General features: G+C 61.1%; 15 protein-coding genes. 5 read left to right on the top strand and 10 right to left on the bottom strand.

All coding sequences use genetic code 11. The features are described from left to right. Nucleotides 1-76: 76 nt before the first annotated feature. From RR42_RS18770 to RR42_RS18755, 4 genes are all read left to right on the top strand, one after another. Nucleotides 77-3,070: a reverse transcriptase domain-containing protein gene (locus RR42_RS18770; RefSeq protein ID WP_201777351.1), complete on the top strand. Its 2,994-nt coding sequence runs from the start codon at nt 77-79 to the stop codon at nt 3,068-3,070. A gap of 505 nt (nt 3,071-3,575) precedes the next feature. Further along, nucleotides 3,576-5,879: an ATP-dependent nuclease gene (locus RR42_RS18765; RefSeq protein WP_043350144.1), complete on the top strand. Its 2,304-nt coding sequence runs from the start codon at nt 3,576-3,578 to the stop codon at nt 5,877-5,879. After that, nucleotides 5,876-7,750 carry a UvrD-helicase domain-containing protein gene (locus tag RR42_RS18760; RefSeq protein WP_043350142.1) on the top strand — a complete coding sequence of 625 codons (1,875 nt, stop codon included), beginning with the start codon at nt 5,876-5,878 and terminating at the stop codon, nt 7,748-7,750. The genes RR42_RS18765 and RR42_RS18760 overlap by 4 nt, the downstream gene beginning before the upstream one ends. A gap of 773 nt (nt 7,751-8,523) precedes the next feature. Next, nucleotides 8,524-9,459 carry a hypothetical protein gene (locus RR42_RS18755; RefSeq protein ID WP_052494701.1) on the top strand — a complete coding sequence of 312 codons (936 nt, stop codon included), beginning with the start codon at nt 8,524-8,526 and terminating at the stop codon, nt 9,457-9,459. A gap of 266 nt (nt 9,460-9,725) precedes the next feature. On the opposite strand, the gene RR42_RS18750 is transcribed toward RR42_RS18755, so the two are convergent. The 3 genes from RR42_RS18750 to RR42_RS18740 all read right to left on the bottom strand — a co-directional run bounded on the left by RR42_RS18750 (nt 9,726) and on the right by RR42_RS18740 (nt 12,435). Next, nucleotides 9,726-10,085 carry a hypothetical protein gene (locus tag RR42_RS18750; protein WP_043350139.1) on the bottom strand — a complete coding sequence of 120 codons (360 nt, stop codon included), beginning with the start codon at nt 10,083-10,085 and terminating at the stop codon, nt 9,726-9,728. Nucleotides 10,086-10,114: 29 nt separating this feature from the next. Continuing rightward, on the bottom strand, nt 10,115-10,483 hold the full coding sequence (locus RR42_RS18745) for a hypothetical protein (RefSeq protein WP_043350136.1): 369 nt from the start codon (nt 10,481-10,483) through the stop codon (nt 10,115-10,117). Nucleotides 10,484-10,677: 194 nt separating this feature from the next. After that, nucleotides 10,678-12,435 carry a hypothetical protein gene (locus RR42_RS18740; protein WP_144409853.1) on the bottom strand — a complete coding sequence of 586 codons (1,758 nt, stop codon included), beginning with the start codon at nt 12,433-12,435 and terminating at the stop codon, nt 10,678-10,680. A 159-nt stretch (nt 12,436-12,594) separates the two neighbouring features. Here RR42_RS18740 and RR42_RS18735 point away from each other — a divergent pair, with 159 nt between their 5' ends. Then, nucleotides 12,595-12,963: a helix-turn-helix domain-containing protein gene (locus RR42_RS18735; RefSeq protein WP_043350131.1), complete on the top strand. Its 369-nt coding sequence runs from the start codon at nt 12,595-12,597 to the stop codon at nt 12,961-12,963. On the opposite strand, the gene RR42_RS18730 is transcribed toward RR42_RS18735, so the two are convergent. From RR42_RS18730 to RR42_RS18700, 7 genes are all read right to left on the bottom strand, one after another. Further along, on the bottom strand, nt 12,957-13,310 hold the full coding sequence (locus RR42_RS18730; RefSeq protein ID WP_052494700.1) for a hypothetical protein: 354 nt from the start codon (nt 13,308-13,310) through the stop codon (nt 12,957-12,959). The two genes, RR42_RS18735 and RR42_RS18730, sit on opposite strands and share 7 nt — an antisense overlap. Before the next feature lie 15 nt (nt 13,311-13,325). Continuing rightward, nucleotides 13,326-13,637, bottom strand: coding sequence for a hypothetical protein (locus RR42_RS18725; protein ID WP_043350127.1), 312 nt, complete (start codon nt 13,635-13,637; stop codon nt 13,326-13,328). 113 nt (nt 13,638-13,750) lie between these two features. Continuing rightward, nucleotides 13,751-14,686, bottom strand: a complete 936-nt coding sequence (locus tag RR42_RS18720; RefSeq protein WP_043352380.1) for a hypothetical protein — start codon at nt 14,684-14,686, stop codon at nt 13,751-13,753. Beyond that, nucleotides 14,686-15,600 carry a hypothetical protein gene (locus RR42_RS18715; protein ID WP_043350125.1) on the bottom strand — a complete coding sequence of 305 codons (915 nt, stop codon included), beginning with the start codon at nt 15,598-15,600 and terminating at the stop codon, nt 14,686-14,688. Before RR42_RS18715 ends, RR42_RS18720 begins: the two co-directional genes overlap by 1 nt. Before the next feature lie 16 nt (nt 15,601-15,616). Next, nucleotides 15,617-16,615, bottom strand: a complete 999-nt coding sequence (locus tag RR42_RS18710) for a YqaJ viral recombinase family protein (RefSeq protein ID WP_052494699.1) — start codon at nt 16,613-16,615, stop codon at nt 15,617-15,619. A gap of 75 nt (nt 16,616-16,690) precedes the next feature. Then, nucleotides 16,691-17,656 carry a DUF932 domain-containing protein gene (locus RR42_RS18705; protein WP_043350124.1) on the bottom strand — a complete coding sequence of 322 codons (966 nt, stop codon included), beginning with the start codon at nt 17,654-17,656 and terminating at the stop codon, nt 16,691-16,693. A 110-nt stretch (nt 17,657-17,766) separates the two neighbouring features. Continuing rightward, nucleotides 17,767-18,222 carry a hypothetical protein gene (locus RR42_RS18700; RefSeq protein ID WP_063778420.1) on the bottom strand — a complete coding sequence of 152 codons (456 nt, stop codon included), beginning with the start codon at nt 18,220-18,222 and terminating at the stop codon, nt 17,767-17,769. Nucleotides 18,223-18,495 lie beyond the last annotated feature (273 nt).

Raw genomic sequence — 18,495 nt, 5'->3', positions numbered from 1 at the left:
TCGAAGGCCGCCCAGAACCGGCCCGGAACCCCCGCCAGAATATACAAGACCAGTGACCAGCCTCCATGATCTTGGCTTGGCCTACCGCAAAGCCAAAGTTGACTTGTACTACTCATCCCATGCTTCGATCGCAGCGATTGCAGACTATGAGGACAAGCTGCACGCCAACCTGATAGCCCTACTCGCCAAGATTCATGGTGACGATGAGTCTTGGGTAACACAACCCGAGTTCATCGGCAGTTGGACCTTGGCTACCAAGTCTGTGGACATGTCATGCTGGGATCGGTACCGCGAGCAGCACGGGAACGGCATGATTTTTTCCTCTCCGGCGGACGAATGGGCAAATGCCTGCCACCTGCTGGCAGAAGGCGACGAGCCTCAAAGGCCCAAAGCCGAGTTTCGGGTGATGGCGCAATGCAGCGTGGACTTTCATGTGCTGTCCGCGCTGTGGATGCTGGAGGTAGGCCACCTGTTCGATGCCGAGCTGAGCGGCTGCGCTTTTGGCAATCGTCTACGCCGCACCCAAGACGGAAGGGGCATCAACAAGCTCTCTCTCGGCTCTTTCCAGCCTTATCTCAAGCCTTTCCGCGACTGGCGCGACAAGGGCATCGCAACCATGCGAAGCGCACTGGATGCCGGCAAGAAGATCGTGGCGCTCACCGCGGATGTCAGCTCCTTCTATCACGAGCTGAACCCCGGCTTCATGCTCAATCCGGCTTTCGTCACGGGTGTGCTGGGACTGGAACTGGCCGCCCATCAGGCCAAGCTCCATCGCATGTTCATTCAGGCCTTACTGGCTTGGGCAGCGGCGACACCCTTGAAGAAAGGATTGCCGGTCGGGCTACCTGCCTCAGCAGTCGTGGCGAATGTCGCGCTTGCGGAGCTGGACCGAATCGTCGAGCAGCAGTGTGCGCCTCTGTATTACGGCCGTTATGTGGACGACATCCTGTTGGTCATGGAGAACGCTGCAGGTTTTCGCTCAACGTCCGAGCTCTGGGAGTGGCTGTTCGCGCGTTCTCGCGGCAAGTTGGGCTGGGTGGCGCAATCTGAGCACAAACAGATTGGCTTTGAGCCGGACTATCTGAGCGACAGCCGCATCCATTTTGCCAACGCGAAGAACAAGGTATTTCTACTGGCGGGAGAACCGGGCAAGACACTGGTGGACGCAATTGCCCACCAGATCCATGAGCGTGCCAGCGAATGGCGCGCCATGCCCAGATTGCCGCTATCCGCCAGCCACGTTGGCACTGACTTGCTCGCCGCAACGCAAAGCGACGGCGAGGCCGCCGACAACCTGCGCAAGACCGATGCCTTGACGATGCGCCGCGCCGGCTTTGCCATCAAGCTGCGGGACTTCGAAGCCTACGAGCGTGATCTGACGCCGGACGCTTGGCGAGAACATCGCCAAGCCTTCTTCCGCGCGTTTGTCCAGCATGTACTGGTGCTACCGCAGTTTTTTGATCTGGCGGTTTACTTGCCACGGGTTATTCGCCTAGCAACGGCGTGCGAAGACTTTGAAGCTCTGCGCAAGATCCTGCGTGCGCTCGAACAACTCTGCAAGCAAGTAAAGCAAAACTGCGCGCTCGGTGTTAAGGCCTGCCCTGCAGAGCACGTGCCGCTCGGCAATGAGCTGATGGCCCGCTGGCAAAGCCAGCTTTACACGACCGTGCGAGAAAGCATCAGCGCGGCTTTTCCACCGCGATTGTCCAAGGCCGGCCAGCAAGCATGGCAAGCGCACATGGCGGACTATCTGCCGGTTCTGGATGTCGATGTCCTCCTGAACTGGTTCTTGTCCCCCAAAGGCTTTCAAGCCGAGCAAGCGCGCCTGTTTTCGTTCGACCTGGCGCACATGCCTTTCCGCTTCATCGGCCTACCCAGCGAGATGGTGGCCCAGCGCGGCATTCCGGCCAAGAAGACAGCCACACACTGCGCCAACGCGGCAGACTTGCTGCCCGACAACGTGATCAAAGGTAGCCAAATACTTGCCAAGTTGACCCGGTTCAAAAACCTCCCGCATGGGTTGCTGTTTGCCTCCCGCCCATACAACCTGCCTGAGCTGTTCATTCTGAACAAGGCAGCCTATGAGGCCTCGGAGCATGCTGCCATGAAAGCGGTGGTTCTTGCGGTGCGTGGCTTCAACCTGGGCGAGGCTGCACCCAGCTTCGATAAGCATGGCGTGCTGCAGATTCCGGATGACCAGCCGCAGCGCCGATATGGCATTGCCGTGTCCAGTTGGAAAACACGCATGGCGAGCTGGACGGCGGCGGTCATGCGGATGCCTGACCCCGACGCCGAGCGCTATGCACGCCTGTGTCGATTGCTCGACGGGGTGATTGCCCAGCCGCAGCACAGCCGTTACCTCGTACTGCCCGAGCTTGCCCTGCCCGCACACTGGTTCATCCGCATCGCCCGCAAGTTGCAGGGGCGTGGTATATCGCTGATCACCGGCATCGAATACCTGCACGCCAGCAAGGCGCGGGTGCGCAATCAGGTGTGGGCCGCACTGTCGCACGACGGCCTCGGATTCCCCTCGCTGATGATTTACCGGCAGGACAAGCAGCGACCAGCATTGCACGAGGAGCAAGAGCTAACGCGCCTGGCCAAACTAGAGCTAAAGCCTGACAAGGCTTGGCAGACACCGCCAATCCTGCAGCATGGCGATCTGCGTTTTGCGCTGCTGGTCTGCAGCGAATTGACCAACATCAGTTACCGTGCCGCCTTGCGCGGCAAAGTGGACGCCCTGTTTGTGCCGGAGTGGAACCAGGATACCGAAACCTTCAACGCCCTGGTGGAATCGGCGGCACTGGACGTGCATGCTTACATCATTCAGTGCAACGACCGCCAATACGGCGACAGCCGCATACGCGCCCCGTTCAAAGAGAGTTGGCAACGTGACCTGCTTCGAGTCAAAGGGGGCGTGACTGACTATTGTGTGATCGGTGAAATCGACGTGCAGGCACTACGACAGTTTCAGAGCAGCCACCGGTCTCCAACCAAGCCATTCAAACCGGTGCCAGATGGATTTGAGATTGCGTTTGACCGGAAAGTGTTGCCGGCGGAGGAGGGGTGAGAGTTGATCTGTTCGATGGGCACATGGATCCACGCCGTCAACTAACAGCTGACCTTCGGCATCGTATTTTATCCCCTGCATGAGATTGATCGTTGCAAGGCGGCTAAGAGAGTTCGAGGTACAGCGGTCAGCGAGTGCCCACCGCTGCAAAAAGGGAGCGATTGATGTCACCCCTCAAGGACTACAATGGGGTCGCTCTGTGACTCTCAGAGATCGGCGATAAAGCAAAAAACAGCGACTCTATGGAGAGTGGGCATAACGCCCACTCTCCCTCGTTTATGTCGGCGTGTCCATGCTTTTTTTGATCTCGTTGTTACGATCGCTGGCTTTGTCTGTTGAATTGCGCCGAAATCTTACCCGGGTCTGATGGGTCAGTTCTGAGTGCAACTCAACAGGCGATTGAAAAGCCGACACGCTTAGCTCGCAAATTTACGCTTTCGCAGATAACATGGGGCCCATTTACCTAGGCCCAAAAAAATGCCGTGCGTGATCAACGGGGGGTAGGATGCACCTAAAGAAGCTGGCCGTGCGCAATTTTCGCCGACTGCGCGACGTCATGATCGATCTTGCTTCGGACATCTCGATTTTCGTCGGTGCGAACAACAGCGGGAAGACTTCAGTCGGCCATGTGCTCCAGCTCTTTACTGAGCGAGGAAGGTTCAGTGTCTATGATTTCAGCGCCGACCAGTGGCCGCAGATCGTAGCGTACGGCGAGGGCGATGCCAATGCGCGCTTGCCAACGATCGAGGTCGATATCTGGCTGGAGATCAGCGCTGACGACATCCACCGTGTGGTTGATCTGCTGCCCAGCTTGGCATGGGAAGGTTCGCTGGTTGGGATGAGGGTGGTGTTCGCTCCCATCGATTCCGACGCGACCCGCGCGCGTTACGCCGAGGCGCGGCAACGCGCGCTCGAGGCTGTTGCTGGCGGAGAAGGTCCCGCATTCGATCCCTCGCCGCGCAATTTGCAGGACTATCTGCGCGACCGGTTGAACGACGAATATGAGCTTCGCCACTTCGTGCTCGATCCCACCCGGTTCGACGCGAACATGGTCGCGCAGCAAGATTATGACCCCATGCCCCTGACCGGGCGTGATCGCAGCGGGCGCGACATTCTCAATGGTCTGCTGCGTATCGACTTCCTGCATGCGCAGCGGCATCTTGCTGACGCGCCGGGCAGCACGCGGGCCGAGACCCTCTCGCGCGTGCTGAGCCGCTTCTACGAACGCAACCTCGAGCAGAGGGGCGAGGATCTTGCGGCGCTGCGGGCGCTCGCCGAGTCCGAGGTCTCGCTGAACGAGCATCTCGAGCAGGTGTTCGAGCCGACCTTGCAGCGTCTGGCGCAACTCGGTTATCCGGGGCTCAGCAATCCCCGGCTAGTGATCCGCTCGGCGCTCGATCCCGCATCCATCATGAGCAGTCCGCACGGCGCGCGAGTGCATTATGCGCTCGGCCCGGACGACGGCGCGCCGGAGCCGCCGACGCTGCCCGACAGCTACAACGGTCTCGGCTTCAAGAACCTGATCTTCATGGTGGTCGAACTCCTTGACCTTCACGCCCAATGGCTTGCGATCGAGGATAACAGGCCGCCTGTGCACCTTATCTTCATCGAGGAACCTGAGGCCCATCTGCACGCCCAGCTACAGCAGGCCTTCATCCGCAAGGTGATGTCCATCCTCGCCTTGGGCGCGGAGGACCGAACACACTACACAAGCCAGGTCGTCGTCACGACCCATTCAACTCACATTCTGTACGAGCGCGGTTTCCGGCCAATTCGCTACTTCCGCCGCAGCCGCGCCGAGCATGTTTCGACCTCGGCCGTGCTGAACATGTCGGTGTTCTACGATGCTACTGACCACGATGTCCGGACATTCCTTGAGCGCTATCTCAAGCTGAGCCACTGTGACCTGTTCTTCGCAGATGGCGCGGTGCTAGTGGAAGGCAATGTCGAACGGCTGCTGCTTCCACAGATGATCGCCAATGCGGCACCGCGCCTGCAGTCGACATATCTTACTGTTCTTGAGATTGGCGGCGCCTTCGGCTATCGCTTCAAAACACTGATCGAGTTTCTCGGTCTCACGGCCCTCATCATTACGGACCTAGACAGCGTCTTCGGGCCTCCGGCGCCCGCTGCTGGCGCTGTGGAGAATGGCGCGGACGCCGGCGCACCGGCGGTTGGTGATAATGGGGCGGAGCTCAAGGAAGAAGATGACGACGACGAGGACGCTGAAGCTGGCGCCGGAGCAGAAGGCAAGCCGGGCAAGGTATGCGTCGCGAGTCATCCCGGCGCTGTGACCTCCAACCAGACCTTGCGGCAATGGCTGCCGAGATGCGGCACGGTGGCCATGCTTTGGGAGGCTACAGACGACCAGAAGACGCAGGCACGGAGCGAGAACAGCGAGGCGATCGTGCGCGTCGCCTATCAGTGCCGCACAAATGTGACATGGGCAGGTGAAACACAAGCGTTGGCCGGTCGCACGCTCGAAGAGGCATTCGCGCTCGAGAACCTCGCCTGGTGCCAAGATATCGCGCGCAAGCCGCTGCAGCTTCGCATCGCTAGGTCCGACAACAAGGACCTAGCTGAGCTAACCCGCCGAATTCATCGGCGGGTCCAGGCGAAGAGCTTCAGCAAGACCGATTTCGCCTTGGCTCTGTTGGCCGAGGATCCGACGCAATGGTCGGTGCCGACCTATATCGCCGAAGGGCTGCGCTGGCTCGAGGGCGAGGTCGCCCCACCGGCCGAGCCCGATGACGACGGTCAAGAGGAGCAGGCGGTTGGTGATCCGGCCGTCGCCGCGGTGGTGGCATGACAAGCCGCCTCGGCAGTCCCGACACTCAAGCCGACGTCGATGTCCGCGACTGTCTCGGTCAGGCGCCGCCGCGCTCGTTCGTGATGGTGGCAGGCGCGGGGTCGGGAAAAACCACATCGCTGATCAAAGCGCTCGCGCATCTCCGTGAAACGCGCGGAAAGGCGCTACGGCGTGCGGGCCAGCAGATCGCCTGCATCACTTACACCGAAGTCGCGGTCGGCGAGATCTCCGCCGACGTAGGCGTTACCCCGCTATTTCATATCTCGACCATTCACAGCTTCCTGTGGTCGGTTGTTCGCTCGTTCCAGTCAGACATTGCTGCCTGGGTCGTCAGCCGTATTGAGGAGAAGATCGCCGAGAAGCGCGCCCATTACGACAAGCCTGGTACACGGGCCGCGACCAAGATGAGGCTCGATCAGGAGATCGTCGGCCTCGAAGCCGAGCTCGAGGCGGTAGGTCGGGTCGAGAAGTTCACCTACGGAACGGGCAGCCGTTACTCCGAAGGCATTCTCGGCCATGACGACATCCTTAAGTTGACCCCGGCCTGCGTCGAGAAGCACCATTTGCTACGCGAAATCGTGGCGCGGCGATTTCCCTATATTTTCGTCGACGAGAGTCAGGACACTCAGCCCGCCGTCATCCAAGCGCTCCGGCAGATCGCCAGCGAGCAGCCCCTCTGCGTCGGCTTTTTCGGCGACCCGATGCAGAAGATCTACGGTACCGGAGCCGGTGCGATCGAGCTGCTTCCCGGCTGGGGCGAGATAACCAAGCCGGAAAACTTCCGCTGCCCGACCTCGGTCCTCGGCGTGATCAACGCTGTGCGTGCGCCGGGCGATGGTCTAGTCCAGACCCGTGGCCGCACCGTGACCGTGGATGGGGAAGAGCAGTCCGTGGTCGGCACAGTCAACATTTTCATCCTGCCAAGTGATGATCAAAGGACCGCTCGTCTCGGTGCAGTACGAGCCTGGCTGGCCGCGCAAACCGGCGACGGTTTGTGGACCAGTGACATGCGCGACGGCGATGTCCGGTTGCTGGTGCTCGTGCATCGCATGGCCGCCAAGCGGCTCGGCTTTGCTTCGCTCTACTCGGCTCTAAACGATCACGCGCCGCAGAGCCTGAGCGAAGGCATTGCCGACGGTTCGGCCTGGCCTCTTCGGCCGTTCGTTCAGCAACTGCTGCCGCTGATCGTCGCATCGCGTGCAGGTGACCAGTTCACGATCATGTCGATCCTTCGCGCAGACAGTCCCTGCCTGGAACCAGAACGGCTGCGCGGGCAGGCAGTGGCTCCCGTCCTCGTCGCCCTTCAGCACGCAATCGAGCAACTGGCCACGCTGCTGGCCGACGGGTCAGCAGCGACGGCCCGCGACGTCCTCCGGCACGTCCGGGACACCGAGCTGGTGGCTCTCGATGACCGCTTCGCCGCGCATCTCATGGACGACCCGGTCGACGATGGGGCGGAGGGCTTTGGCAATGTCGCGGCGTTCCTTGAATGCAATGTCGGCGAACTCTGGGCCCACCGTAAATATATCCTCGAAGAGTCGCCGTTCGCGACCCATCACGGCGTCAAGGGCGCGCAGTTCGAGCGCGTGCTCGTGGTACTCGACGATGAGGAGGCATCCTACAACCAATACTCCTACGGCAAATATCTCGGCTACGCGCCCCTGTCCGACACTGACAAAGCGAATATCGCGGAAGGAAAGGAGTCGGTGCTCGACCGCACGAGGCGGCTATTTTACGTCTGCTGCTCTCGTGCGGTGAAGGACTTGGCAGTCGTGCTGTTCGCTGCTGATGTAGCGGCGGCACGATCTGCCGTGGTCGATGCCAAACTGTTTCCGGCCGCTTCGCATCATGGAGTTGAGCAGCTCGGCTAAATCACCAAAAATTACTCGAGTTGCCCGGCCCTCAGCGGACCGTACACCAGTGGCGCAACGTCTAGCTGTGGCAAGAGCGGACTTTGCGCTACAGGGCCATCGAATGACCGAAATGGGTCTGCAAAGCGACCGCCGGTGGGGTGGCAAATTGCACTCCTACCGGCTGCTGAATGAACCCCGCGGGTGACAGTTCGGTGTACCGTTGCTGAGAAGAAAGGCGCCGCAGACGCTACTCGCACTAGCAGTGCCTCAAGGACTGCAGGGATGACACCGACATTGCGCCCGCGAGCACTGGATTCAATTCGATTCTGATGCCCCAGAATCCGGAGCGGTGATTTGCAAACCTACTCGGGAGAACTGCTGTGACAGAGGAAGCGTACGAGACAAGGGGCTGCGGGCTGGCTAGTGCGCAGGTGGCTCCACTGTCCCGTGAGCAGCTTTACGAGCTCGTATGGCGAGAGCCCATGCTTCGGGTCGCCGAGCGGCTGGGAGTGTCATCAAGCTACATGGCTCGAGTGTGTACTGAACTGCGTGTTCCTCGGCCACCTCGGGGGTACTGGGCACAACTTGCGTACGGAAAGGCGCCTGCACAGCCCGCGTTGCCGGAAGTTAGAGCAGGTGATATTACGGAATGGCGCTCGGGGGACTTCATCGGCACCAACGAGCGGGCGGCTAAAAGGATAGCAAGGATTCCCTCGCCAACCGTCGAAGGCGCGCCGGTGGCCGCGCAAAAAATACGGAGGCGGTCTCATCAGCCGACGGCAGGGAAGCCCTTGCACCCACTACTGATCGGGATTAAGCCCTTCTTTGAGAAGACTCGCGATAGCGAGAACGGCATTCTTCGTCCGTTCAAGCGTTTATTGGTCGACGTTCTATCGTCGAAGGAGCGGTTGGACGTCGCCATCGATGCAGCCGATAAGCTGTTTCGAACGCTGACTTCGCGTGGACACCGAGTGACGATCGCACCGACAAGTGGGCAGATGCGACGAGCCGACGTTGACCTACGCGAGACCCCCGAGAAGAACCGCAACCAGCACAGCGCCTGGGCGCCTGAGCGGCCAACAGTGGTATTTATAGGCGACGTTCCAATCGGTCTGACGCTCTTTGAGATGACCGAAATCGTGGAAATGCTCTACGTTGGCAATAGCCAGTATGTCCCGGTTCGAAATCTGACTCCTGAGCAACGCCGCAGGTACTCAGCCCCTAGGTATTGGACGACGGCAAAGGACTTGGCTTCCGGCCGCCTTTGCTTGCAGGTGTACTGCCCGTCGTGGCGGGTAAGTTGGGTCAAGCGATGGCCTGAGGATAAGCCGGGACAGTTTTCTTCAATGGTGCCCGACATTGTGCGGGAGCTTGAATCAGCCGGCCCTGACCTAAGTGCAAAGCTGGAGGCGGCGAGAATCTTGGCCGAGGAAGAGGACCGGCGATGGAAGGATGAGCAAAAGCGTCGGCGAGAAGCAGACGAACGCGCGCGGCAAGAAAAATTTCGCCAGGATGCGCGAAGAGATCTTCTTGCAGCAATTGCAGGCTGGGACGAAGCACGTCGGATTGACGCTTATTTCACCGCGGCGGCGCTAGCGGCTGAGCACCTTGACGCAGATGAACGGCATAGACTGCTGAGTCGTATTGCCCTCGCAAGAGAGCTGGTGGGCAAAAACGGGCCCTTGGAAATGTTGCTTCACTGGAGGGCACCAGGTGAGAGGAGCTAGCCGATCAGCACATGAGATCTAGAAGGGGGCGCATGGACATTCTTACGGAAACATTGCCGCCGCGTTGTCATTTGCAATCAGCTGATATCCACGGACTCCGAATCGAAATAGAGACAAGGCAATCGGCCACAGGTCCCTAACTGGCCGCATTGGGTTGCTCAGGGATCCTCACCTCACCCCGCCGGCGACGAAGAAAAAAATCAAGCGGTAGACATAGAGGAGAGTGGACGCCAGGTCCACTCTCCTCGTTCGTGCCGCGTTATGGCTTACATCGGGGCGACGTTGTACTTGGCCATAATCTTCTCGATCTCGCTGTTGCGCGCGCTAGCCATGTCATAGTGACACTCGTTGTCCGAGCAATTGCGTTCGAACTGACCGCCCCACTTTTTGTGGGATTTCAAGATATTCTCCTTTTCCAACTCAGGAACACGATTAGAGTCCAAGAGTCGCTGGGTGTTGCCTTTTACGCGCAACATACTGCCTCTGAGGCCGTATTCGAGGCACTGGTCTCGCTCGTACTGGCTGCGTTTCATTTTGCAGACGTCGCTGGCGCGAAACTGAGCTTGGGCTTGGGTGGCGAACGTAGAGATTGCGAGGATGGCGAGAGCCGCGAAGAATTTGCGCATTTGTTTCCTTGGGAATTAAGACACCTACTTCAATTCAGGCGCATGTCGGGAACGCCGTACTTCGACGTTTCCTTGTAGGTGTAATCCTTGAACCTCTCGATTACGCTGATGTAGCACTTGTTTTCCGGATAGCCGAGTTCGTCTTTCCGGCACAGACCTGCGGCATCCTTTGAGATGGCCTGACGCTTCAGTTCTACATTCCGCTTCACCGGGGCCGGAACCTTCTTCGACTGCTGTACTGCGAAATTGTATTCGTCAGCCTCAGCCTGGTAGTTACCGATCAGAGTCGACCAACAGTTGTCCCGTTGATTTTTGATCGGCATTGTGTCGCAAGTGTTGACTGCGAATGCTGCAGTAGACGAAAGGGCGAGAGCGAAGGCGATGATGGTCGTGCGCATGAGAGTATTTCTTAAGATGAATCTTAGAGAGCGGTTTATCGGTCAAGCAGCCAGGGATCCCGAAGGGCATTTATGTCCGAAGCCGTCGTCGGGCCATCGGGTTTCACGGGAATCGGCGATGAACCCAAAAAGAGGGCCGAAGCCCTCGGATGCTGCGCCCCTGCAGGCGCGGCGGAGGCCCCCGGAAGAGGGGATTACATCGGTACCGCGTTGACGGCGGTGAACAGCTGGTCGAAGGTGGTCTTCTTGAAGACCATGAACGAGCTGGTGAGGGCGGCCGGGATGCGGCTGCCAACTTGAATGCGACCTGCGTGCAGAGCCAGCACCACGTTACCGCCTTCGGCGATTTCATTTTGGTACGGGATCGGCAGCGTGCGGATGTCAGCCGAGTTGAGGCGGAGGATCGCCACGTTCGGGTTGACGGGGTGGCGTACCCAGGTGAACTCGGGAGCGGCCAGCAGGGTCTGACCTGAGTAGCGATCCTTCATCACGGCCGTGCCGTCTGCGCTCAGCGTGACCTTCAGCAGACCGTTCATGAGGAACTCCGTGCCGGTGATCTGGTCGAGCGACGTGTAGGTCGTGCTCTTGTCACCCACCCAGTTGCAGTGCGACACACCGTCTTGCACGATGTATTGCGACTGATCCACACCGCAGGTCTGCAGATCCAGCTCGATGTTGTCGTAGTCACGATAGGAAATGCCCACCACGCCTTCGGCACCGGCCGGGAAGCTGCCTCGCAGCGCCTCACGGATGTAGTCCTCCTTGATCCAGTCGGTCATTGCTTCGACGAAGGTCTTGCTGCCCACGTTCACACGACGGAACTCGATCTTGAGACCACCGCCAGTGATCGCATCGCTCAGCGTCAGGGTATTGCCCACAGCCGAAACCACGGGCGATGCCTTGTGCTGATCGGTTTCGCCGAGCAGGTTCGTCCAGGAGCCATCGGCCTTCATCTGGTAGTGACCGATGTAAGATGTGAAGCTGTCAGCGCTCGGCTCGGTCCACCGGCTGTTTTGGTAGGCTTCGAGCGCCATGCGCACGCCGTCACCGTTCTGGATGAGGCGGTTGCGCGTTTGCACGCTACCGACACCATTCAGGCCCAGGTACTCGTGATAGCCGTAGAGGTCATCGGCGAGCACCGTCTTGGCATCGACATCGGTCGAAAGCACTGGCTTGGCAGCCAGCGTATCAACGTCAGCTTGCGTGACGTTGTCGATACCGCCTTTGAGGACAATGGCGTTCATCAGCCCGCGCACTGTATTGGCATCGACCGCGCCATTCTTGGCGAACTGGGCGACCTTGTCCACTACCTGCATGGCGAAGGCGCCGGTAGTGCTGTCGCCGTTGGCGATGTAGTCTTCGCGCAGGTTCACAGCGCCACCGACGAACGAGACGACCGCCTTGGCTGCCGCATCCTTGGAGTAGCCTTGTTCCATCAGTGACTGCTGCATCGTCGTGAGGGGCGTGACGTTCTGGCCTGAGATGCCGTCAATCGGGGCCGTCAGTGCGAACGCGGCGGGGAAGACGTAGTTCGGGCGCGAGAGGTCACGTGTGTCTGGCGTTACCAGTACAAGTAGCTTCTTGCCCGTCACGTCGCCATCGAAGGCGAGCGAGTAGTTACCGGCCTGGTCAGTTTTGCCTTGCGGTTCGCCCGCGTCGCAGACGTTGTTGTCGTTCAGGTCCACGCAAACCTTGGCGTTGACCAGGTAGCCGTCGATGGCCTTGCCGGTCAGGCTGGTTTGCGTCGGTTGCGGCGGAGTAGCGCCCCCGACCGCAGCGCTGTCGCCACCCCCACCTCCACCTCCACCTCCACCCCCACCACATCCGCCTAGCATCAGAAGTGTGGCAGTGCAGATGCCGGCGCCAACTGCGATGGTCTTCAGTCTCCTCTTTCGTTTGACGCTGCCCGGACTGTTGCTGAGAGCGGTTGTCTTGCAAATATTTGAATTCATTGTGATTTTCTTCGTTCTTAGTAGTTGACCAAGGAAGCCGACGGTCCTTGCCGGCAATCCATCGAAGATGTTAACGACTTAAAAGGTGGAAGTTCAACCTAAAAAGCACTTCATGTCAAAAAGGCGATGCCCAACCATTTGGGTGGATTGGGAGAAGGCATGCACAAGACAGACATGGACCAGCTTGCCGGCGTGGTGGGACGGGCGATCGCAAGACAGCGCATCGCCGCGGAGCTGACGCAGGAGCAGGTCGCGGAACGACTGGGGATCGGTAACGAGGCGGTGTCCCGCATGGAGCGGGGCGTCGTCATGCCGACCATCGGCAGGCTTGCCGAGTTGGCGGACATCTTTCAGTGCGAGACGGCCGATCTCCTGACCGAAGCCAGCAACCGCGCCAGCGACCAGGCCCACCACCTAACCCGCCTGCTTTCCAGAGTCAGCAGCGGAGACCGCGCCATGCTGGTGGATATGGTCGAGAAGCTGGCGGCCCGGCTCGGTAGTCGTCGGGCCGACACCGGGCGTCATTGAGCCGCGTGTGGCCAGTCTGCGGGCCATGGCTTTACTCGCCCCGACTCGGCTGGTAGGAGCGCGAAGGTTGCCGAGCGCGCGGCGGTGGTGTGCACCCAGAGCTTCCGTCCGCTGGACAGGGCGTAGCTGGAGAGCAGGAAATCGCCAGTGTCGAGCGCGTGTTCATTGCGTTGCCAGTCCTCGTCGGTGACTAGGCCCCAGTCGCCTTGCATATGGCGCAGCAGGAACTGTGTGAGGGGTGCTTGTCCGGCGCCCAGTGCTTTGAGTGCCTGCAATGAGACGAAGACGCGGCCTAGCGCGACGCGCGGTTGTGTGCGGAGTTTGGAGGGCAGAAGTCGGTTCGTCATGTCAGTTGTCGCTGATCAATAGTCGTCCGGCAGCAGGACGGTCGTGGCCGAACGATCCCACTCGGTGATGATCCAGACCTTCTGTCCGTCCGGCAGCGGGTAGCTGGACAGCACGCGCTGACCGGCGATGGCAGCCAGGTCATTGTGCTGGCGGTCCTCGTCGGACACGTCGCCCCAGTCGCCACGCGCGTGGCGGTTGACCAGCGCAAAGATCGAGACGCCTGCTGTCCGCAGGGCATCGAACGCAGCGGGTGTGGCAAGCAGACGACCGAGGCGTAGGCGCGGTCGGGAGAATGCGGGTAAGGCGGGTACGGTGTGATCCGTCATGTGGTTCTCCTGAATAGGGACGAGCACCGGCCTCCGGCGGGGCCGGATGTGGGTATGTCAGGTGGAAAGGAAGGAGGAAAGGACAGCGCCGGGCGAATGCCCGGCTTATGCCGTCAGGGGAGCGAGGCGAGTTGACGGCGCAGGGCAGTCGCGCGGGCTTGCGAACAACCCAGGTGGCGGCGGATGTCGGCAACGGTTAGACGGAGTCGTCCGGCGGCGACGTCCTGCACGAGCTGTGTCACGTCCGGATCGGAGGATGCACCGCCCGGTAATGGAGTGACTGGATCGTTATCCAGCGCGCGATTGCCGTCTGCCTCGTGACTCGCCGTGACTGGGGGTACGACTGCCGCGGCCCCCTGCGCCGGCCGGGGGTGCAGCGCGATCGTCCACAGCAGACAGGAAACGCCTTCCAGTACCGCTGCGAAGGTGAGGCCCGACAACAGATCGACGCGCGCGACGGTCGTGCCGAATAGCGCCGCGAGTCGCCCCGTGACTGGATCGGTCGCCAGCGCGTCGTGCTGTGTCATGGTCTTGTCATCCGCCGCCTGCCCGCGCCGAATGTCGTCGACCTCGGCGTCCAGCGCATGAAGCTTGGCGGCAAGCGTGACGCGACGCGCCTCCAGTGTCGTGCAGTTGCCAGTGCAGTGCTGCGCGTTAGCCGTCGCCAGTCGCTCCGTCACTGCCGCTCGTTCCCCCATGACTGCTGGGAGACTGCGGTTGGTTGACGCGTGGGCGCTCACAGGAACGGCAGCCGACCGCAGCTCCCCGGCATGTCGTTGGGCCAGCAGGAAGAACGTGGAATGCCCATAGCAGGCGGTCGCCATACAGGCGAACCACAGCGCGCCGCCCACCACGCGCATGACGATGTGTGCTTCCCGGATTAGGGCAGGCAGCAGGTGCGCACTGGCGACTAGCACTATGCCAAGCGCCACCCACACCAGCCGTTCCGCCATGGATCCACCGCGCTGCCAGCCGGCCAGCACCGACAGGCAGATCGCGGTGCCAGTCGCGCCCGTCGCGAGCATGAACGTCCAGCAGTTCATGCGCATCATGCCGCCGTCCTGCCCAGCAGTGCGGCTTTATGCTCCAGCTTCTCCCGCAGGCTGGGCGGTTTGGCCTCGCCGGGCTTCCCGGCGTCACCCAACTCCGAACGATCGTCCGTGGCCTCGGGAAAGAATTCCTCAACCACTGCTGCAGCTTCCTCGGGGCTGTCCTCGAACGTGCCGTTGCTGAAACCCAGCTTGGCTGCCGCATCAAGCGCCACCTGGTCGAACCCGGCTGCCTTGCGCCTTGCATCCAGCTCGCGTGCCTCGGTGATGGTGTCGTCGAGCGTTTTCCCCGCTCGGACCCCGATATCCACGTAGTAGATCGCTGAGCGATAGCTCTGGGTCGTGGATTTGCCGCGCAGTTTCAGTTCCAGCGCCAGGCAGGCCAGCAGATTGCCGGAGGCCGCACTGAAGTAACGTAGCCGCGCAGCGAGCGTTCGGATCGAGTTGAAAGACGTGGTGCGAAAGATGAACGACCCCATCTCATCCTCGTCGCCCACAATGACGTTGAGCCGCCCATACGGTTTGCAGCCACCAGGGCCGCCGAATTGGCAACCGTCCGGCGACGGGCACGGCAGGGTCGCAATGGCGTCTTGCTCGACGCGTTTGCAGCGTTCTCCATTACCGACACAGACGGGGCGGCCGGTGTCGCGGTCGAAGAGGCAGTATTCGGCACGCAGGTTCAAGTCGGGGTCGCTGAATAGCATTCGTACTGGGATCGAACGCAGCTTGCCCGGCGTCGTCTTGCGCAGCGATTCGTTGAGCGGGTGCAGCAGCCATCCGTCGCGGTTTTGCACCTGCGTCGTCAGGGTGAACTGGTCATCCTTCTCTGGCAGCCGCTTGCCGTTCTTCTCGACCATGCGGCCAATGGAAATGCGCCCGATGACGGGCGGAGTAATGGCGAGTCCTTTTAGCATCGGGTGACTCCAGGGATCAGGGATAGATGAGGAAGCGGCGGGTGCCGGCTTTGGCGATGACGTATTGCTGAACAAGATCCGGGTGCTCGGCTCGTAGGCGTTCCAGGTCGGTCGTGGTGCTGTCCTTGCTGCGCTTGAAGCTGACCTCGCCGGTCTCGAAGAGCGCCCGCGAGGTGTCGCCCATCGCTTGCTGGAGGGTCAGTTTTAGCTTGGCTGCGACCTGTTCCCGTGCGCCGATCTCGGCGCGCAGGGCAACCAGGTCGGCGAACACGGTGGATAGCTGGCGGTCCTCCGAGAAATCCGCCGTCGCGCCACTATCCCTCGGGTACAGGCATCGCAGCGCGCGGTCAGCGGACTCCGAACCGTCTCCAGGCGGTGGCGTGTCGGTCTCGACGTAGCGCCAGAACTGGGCCTCCAGCGGGATGAGGCGAGAGATCAGGTCATCGTCTCGCTCGATCCGATGGACCTCCAGCTTCTGGCCACACAGCAGCACGGCCACGTCGGCGGCGCGCTTGCCGGTGACCGCCAATTGGTGTTGGACCTGCAACTGGACGTACTCGGGGACGCCGTCCTGCCAGTGCCGGGCGCCGAACTCTCCCGCGGTCTTGCACTCCAGGATCTGCACATCAGGCACGCCGACCACTTCGCGGTCCAAATTGGCGAGCATGAAGGGGATCGTGGGGTGTTGCAGGACGGCATTGACTTTACGGACGCGGTGGCCTGTCTGCTGGGTATACGCCGCTGCCACGATGGGCTCCAGCAAGGTACCCCAGTAGACCGCCTCCGTCGTGTCATTCGGATCGGGTTTCGGCAAATCGGCATCACGGCCGGTCTTCTCCAGCCACAGTTCGAGCTGGCTCTTGTAGGGGTTGAGGCCGACCGCGGCAGCGGCATCCGATCCACCGATGCCGGTTCTGCGCACCGCCAGCCAGTCGGTGCGGGAGAGATCTGTGGTCTTGACCAGCTTGAGCGCAGGGCGGGAGGGTCTGGCCTGCGCAGGTTCGAGGGCATTCATGCAGCCTCCAGAGAATGATGCGGCCCGGTGAGCGAGCTCGACCGGGTCGACAGGTCAGGAAAGAAGGGGGGGCGGCTACACCACGAGCTTGAGCGCCTCATCCCACGCTTTCTGCTTGAGCGACGCGCCAGCGCCAAACCAAGCGGCATCGCGCCGGTGGTCGTCGCTGCGAGCGCGGCGGTGGTGATCGGTGAACTCCGTCACCGCATTGAGCAAGCCCCAGGCTGTTCCTGACGCGGAGGGCAACTGCGCACCCATGCCGTGCCCCGTGTAGAGCTGGCCGACGGCCTTGATCGCGCGCTCATTGACGGTAACGGTGTCGCGATCACTGGCAGCGGTCACCGGATAGGTCAGCACGCGCCGGAAGAATGCCTCAGCGGCCGACTCGGAGACCTTGCGCTCGGCCAGGGCCTTGGTGCGGACCATGAAGGCGTCCCATGACGAGACCGCGATGCCAAGCTGTCGCTTGACCGCCTGGGCGTCGAACTGGCTGCGGTGCGGCACTTTGACGGCACCCGTACTGTTGCCAAGCGCAATAGCGAGCGTGTTGTTGCAGACCACGCGCACCGAGGTGAATTGCGCGGTCGTCGCCAGCGTGCCGTCGCAGGCGGTGGCGAGCAGGAGGTAGCCGTCGACCTTGTCTTTGCCCTTGAGTGAGCCGGTCTGGCCGGTTTTGGCGAGCGCCCAGAATTTCCGACCTTCTTTGAGCACACCAGCCGTTTCCAGCTCGAAGCCGCCGACTTCGGTCAGATCGCGGTAGAAATCCAAGATTTCCAAGGGCTGAACAACCTGGTAACGGGCGGAAACAACCGACAGGGGCGCCTTGGTGTCGGACCGGTACAGCACCTTCTGGTCGGGGAAGGCGTGAATCGCGCCGATGCCAGCCATGCCAGTGACGAACCGGACTTCGGACGACTCGATACGCCAGTTCATGCCGGCGCGCTCGGCCCACACGTCGACCGACTGGTTGGGCGCCAGCCGGTTACCCAAGCCGTGCCACGGTTGCTGGCCGACGTAGGCCATTGATTGAACGAGGTGCATGAATTGTTCCTTTAGGAAGACGAATGCATAAAGCCCGGCAAGAGCCGGGCTGAAAATGGAGTGAAGGGCAGTATGGAGGGCGGTGCTGAGGGATGAGCCCGTAGCCGGGATCAGCGGCGAGACAGCGAAAACGGCTCGTCGTCCTCACTCAGACCGAATGGATGGGCTGCGTACCCACCAGAATCGGTTTCGCCGAAGGACGGCTGCCGGCGGACATGAGACTCGACCGATGACTGCCCGAACGTGTGTCCGCAGTCCAGGCAGCGATAGTTGTGCAGGACCTTGTCGTCGACCAACTCGCCCAAGGTAGCACCGGCCGAGCAGCCAGCCGTTCCACCGAGGACGCCGCCGAGGATGGCCCCGGCGACTGTGCCCAGGGCGGCGCCGGGAGGGCCGGCGATTAGGCCGATCCGGCCACCGAGCGTGCCGCCGATGCGCGCGCCTTTCATGGCTGTGGAAAAGCCGCTGGCAGCGCCGGCGATGGCGCCGAGAGTGCCTCCGATCTTACGCGCGTGGTTACGGCTTACCACCTGCGGCGACTGGCAATGTGGGCATGCCGCCATCATGCCGCATGCTCCTTCCGGCGAGCGTCACGGTTGCTGCTGCAGCGCAAGCGGGCCCAGAGTGCACCCATCAGGAAGGTCAGGGCGAATGCGAGTAAGTATTCGAGCGGGGAATTGTTGGGTATCACGATGGCTCCATGGGGAAATGGCAGACCTGGCGGTCCGGAGGCGGTGGCATTCAATCGCTCTCCATGGGCGTAATGTGTGGTTGAATTAACTTTCAATCCAAGAGCGTGCGGACAGGAATGGATTCTGCAGAAGTGGGAGGCCCCATTG

This window comes from Cupriavidus basilensis (assembly GCF_000832305.1).
GTDB classification, from domain to species: Bacteria; Pseudomonadota; Gammaproteobacteria; order Burkholderiales; family Burkholderiaceae; genus Cupriavidus; species Cupriavidus basilensis_F.
Note: the sequence above shows the minus strand (reverse complement) of the source record. Positions and strands in the feature narration are given on the sequence as shown.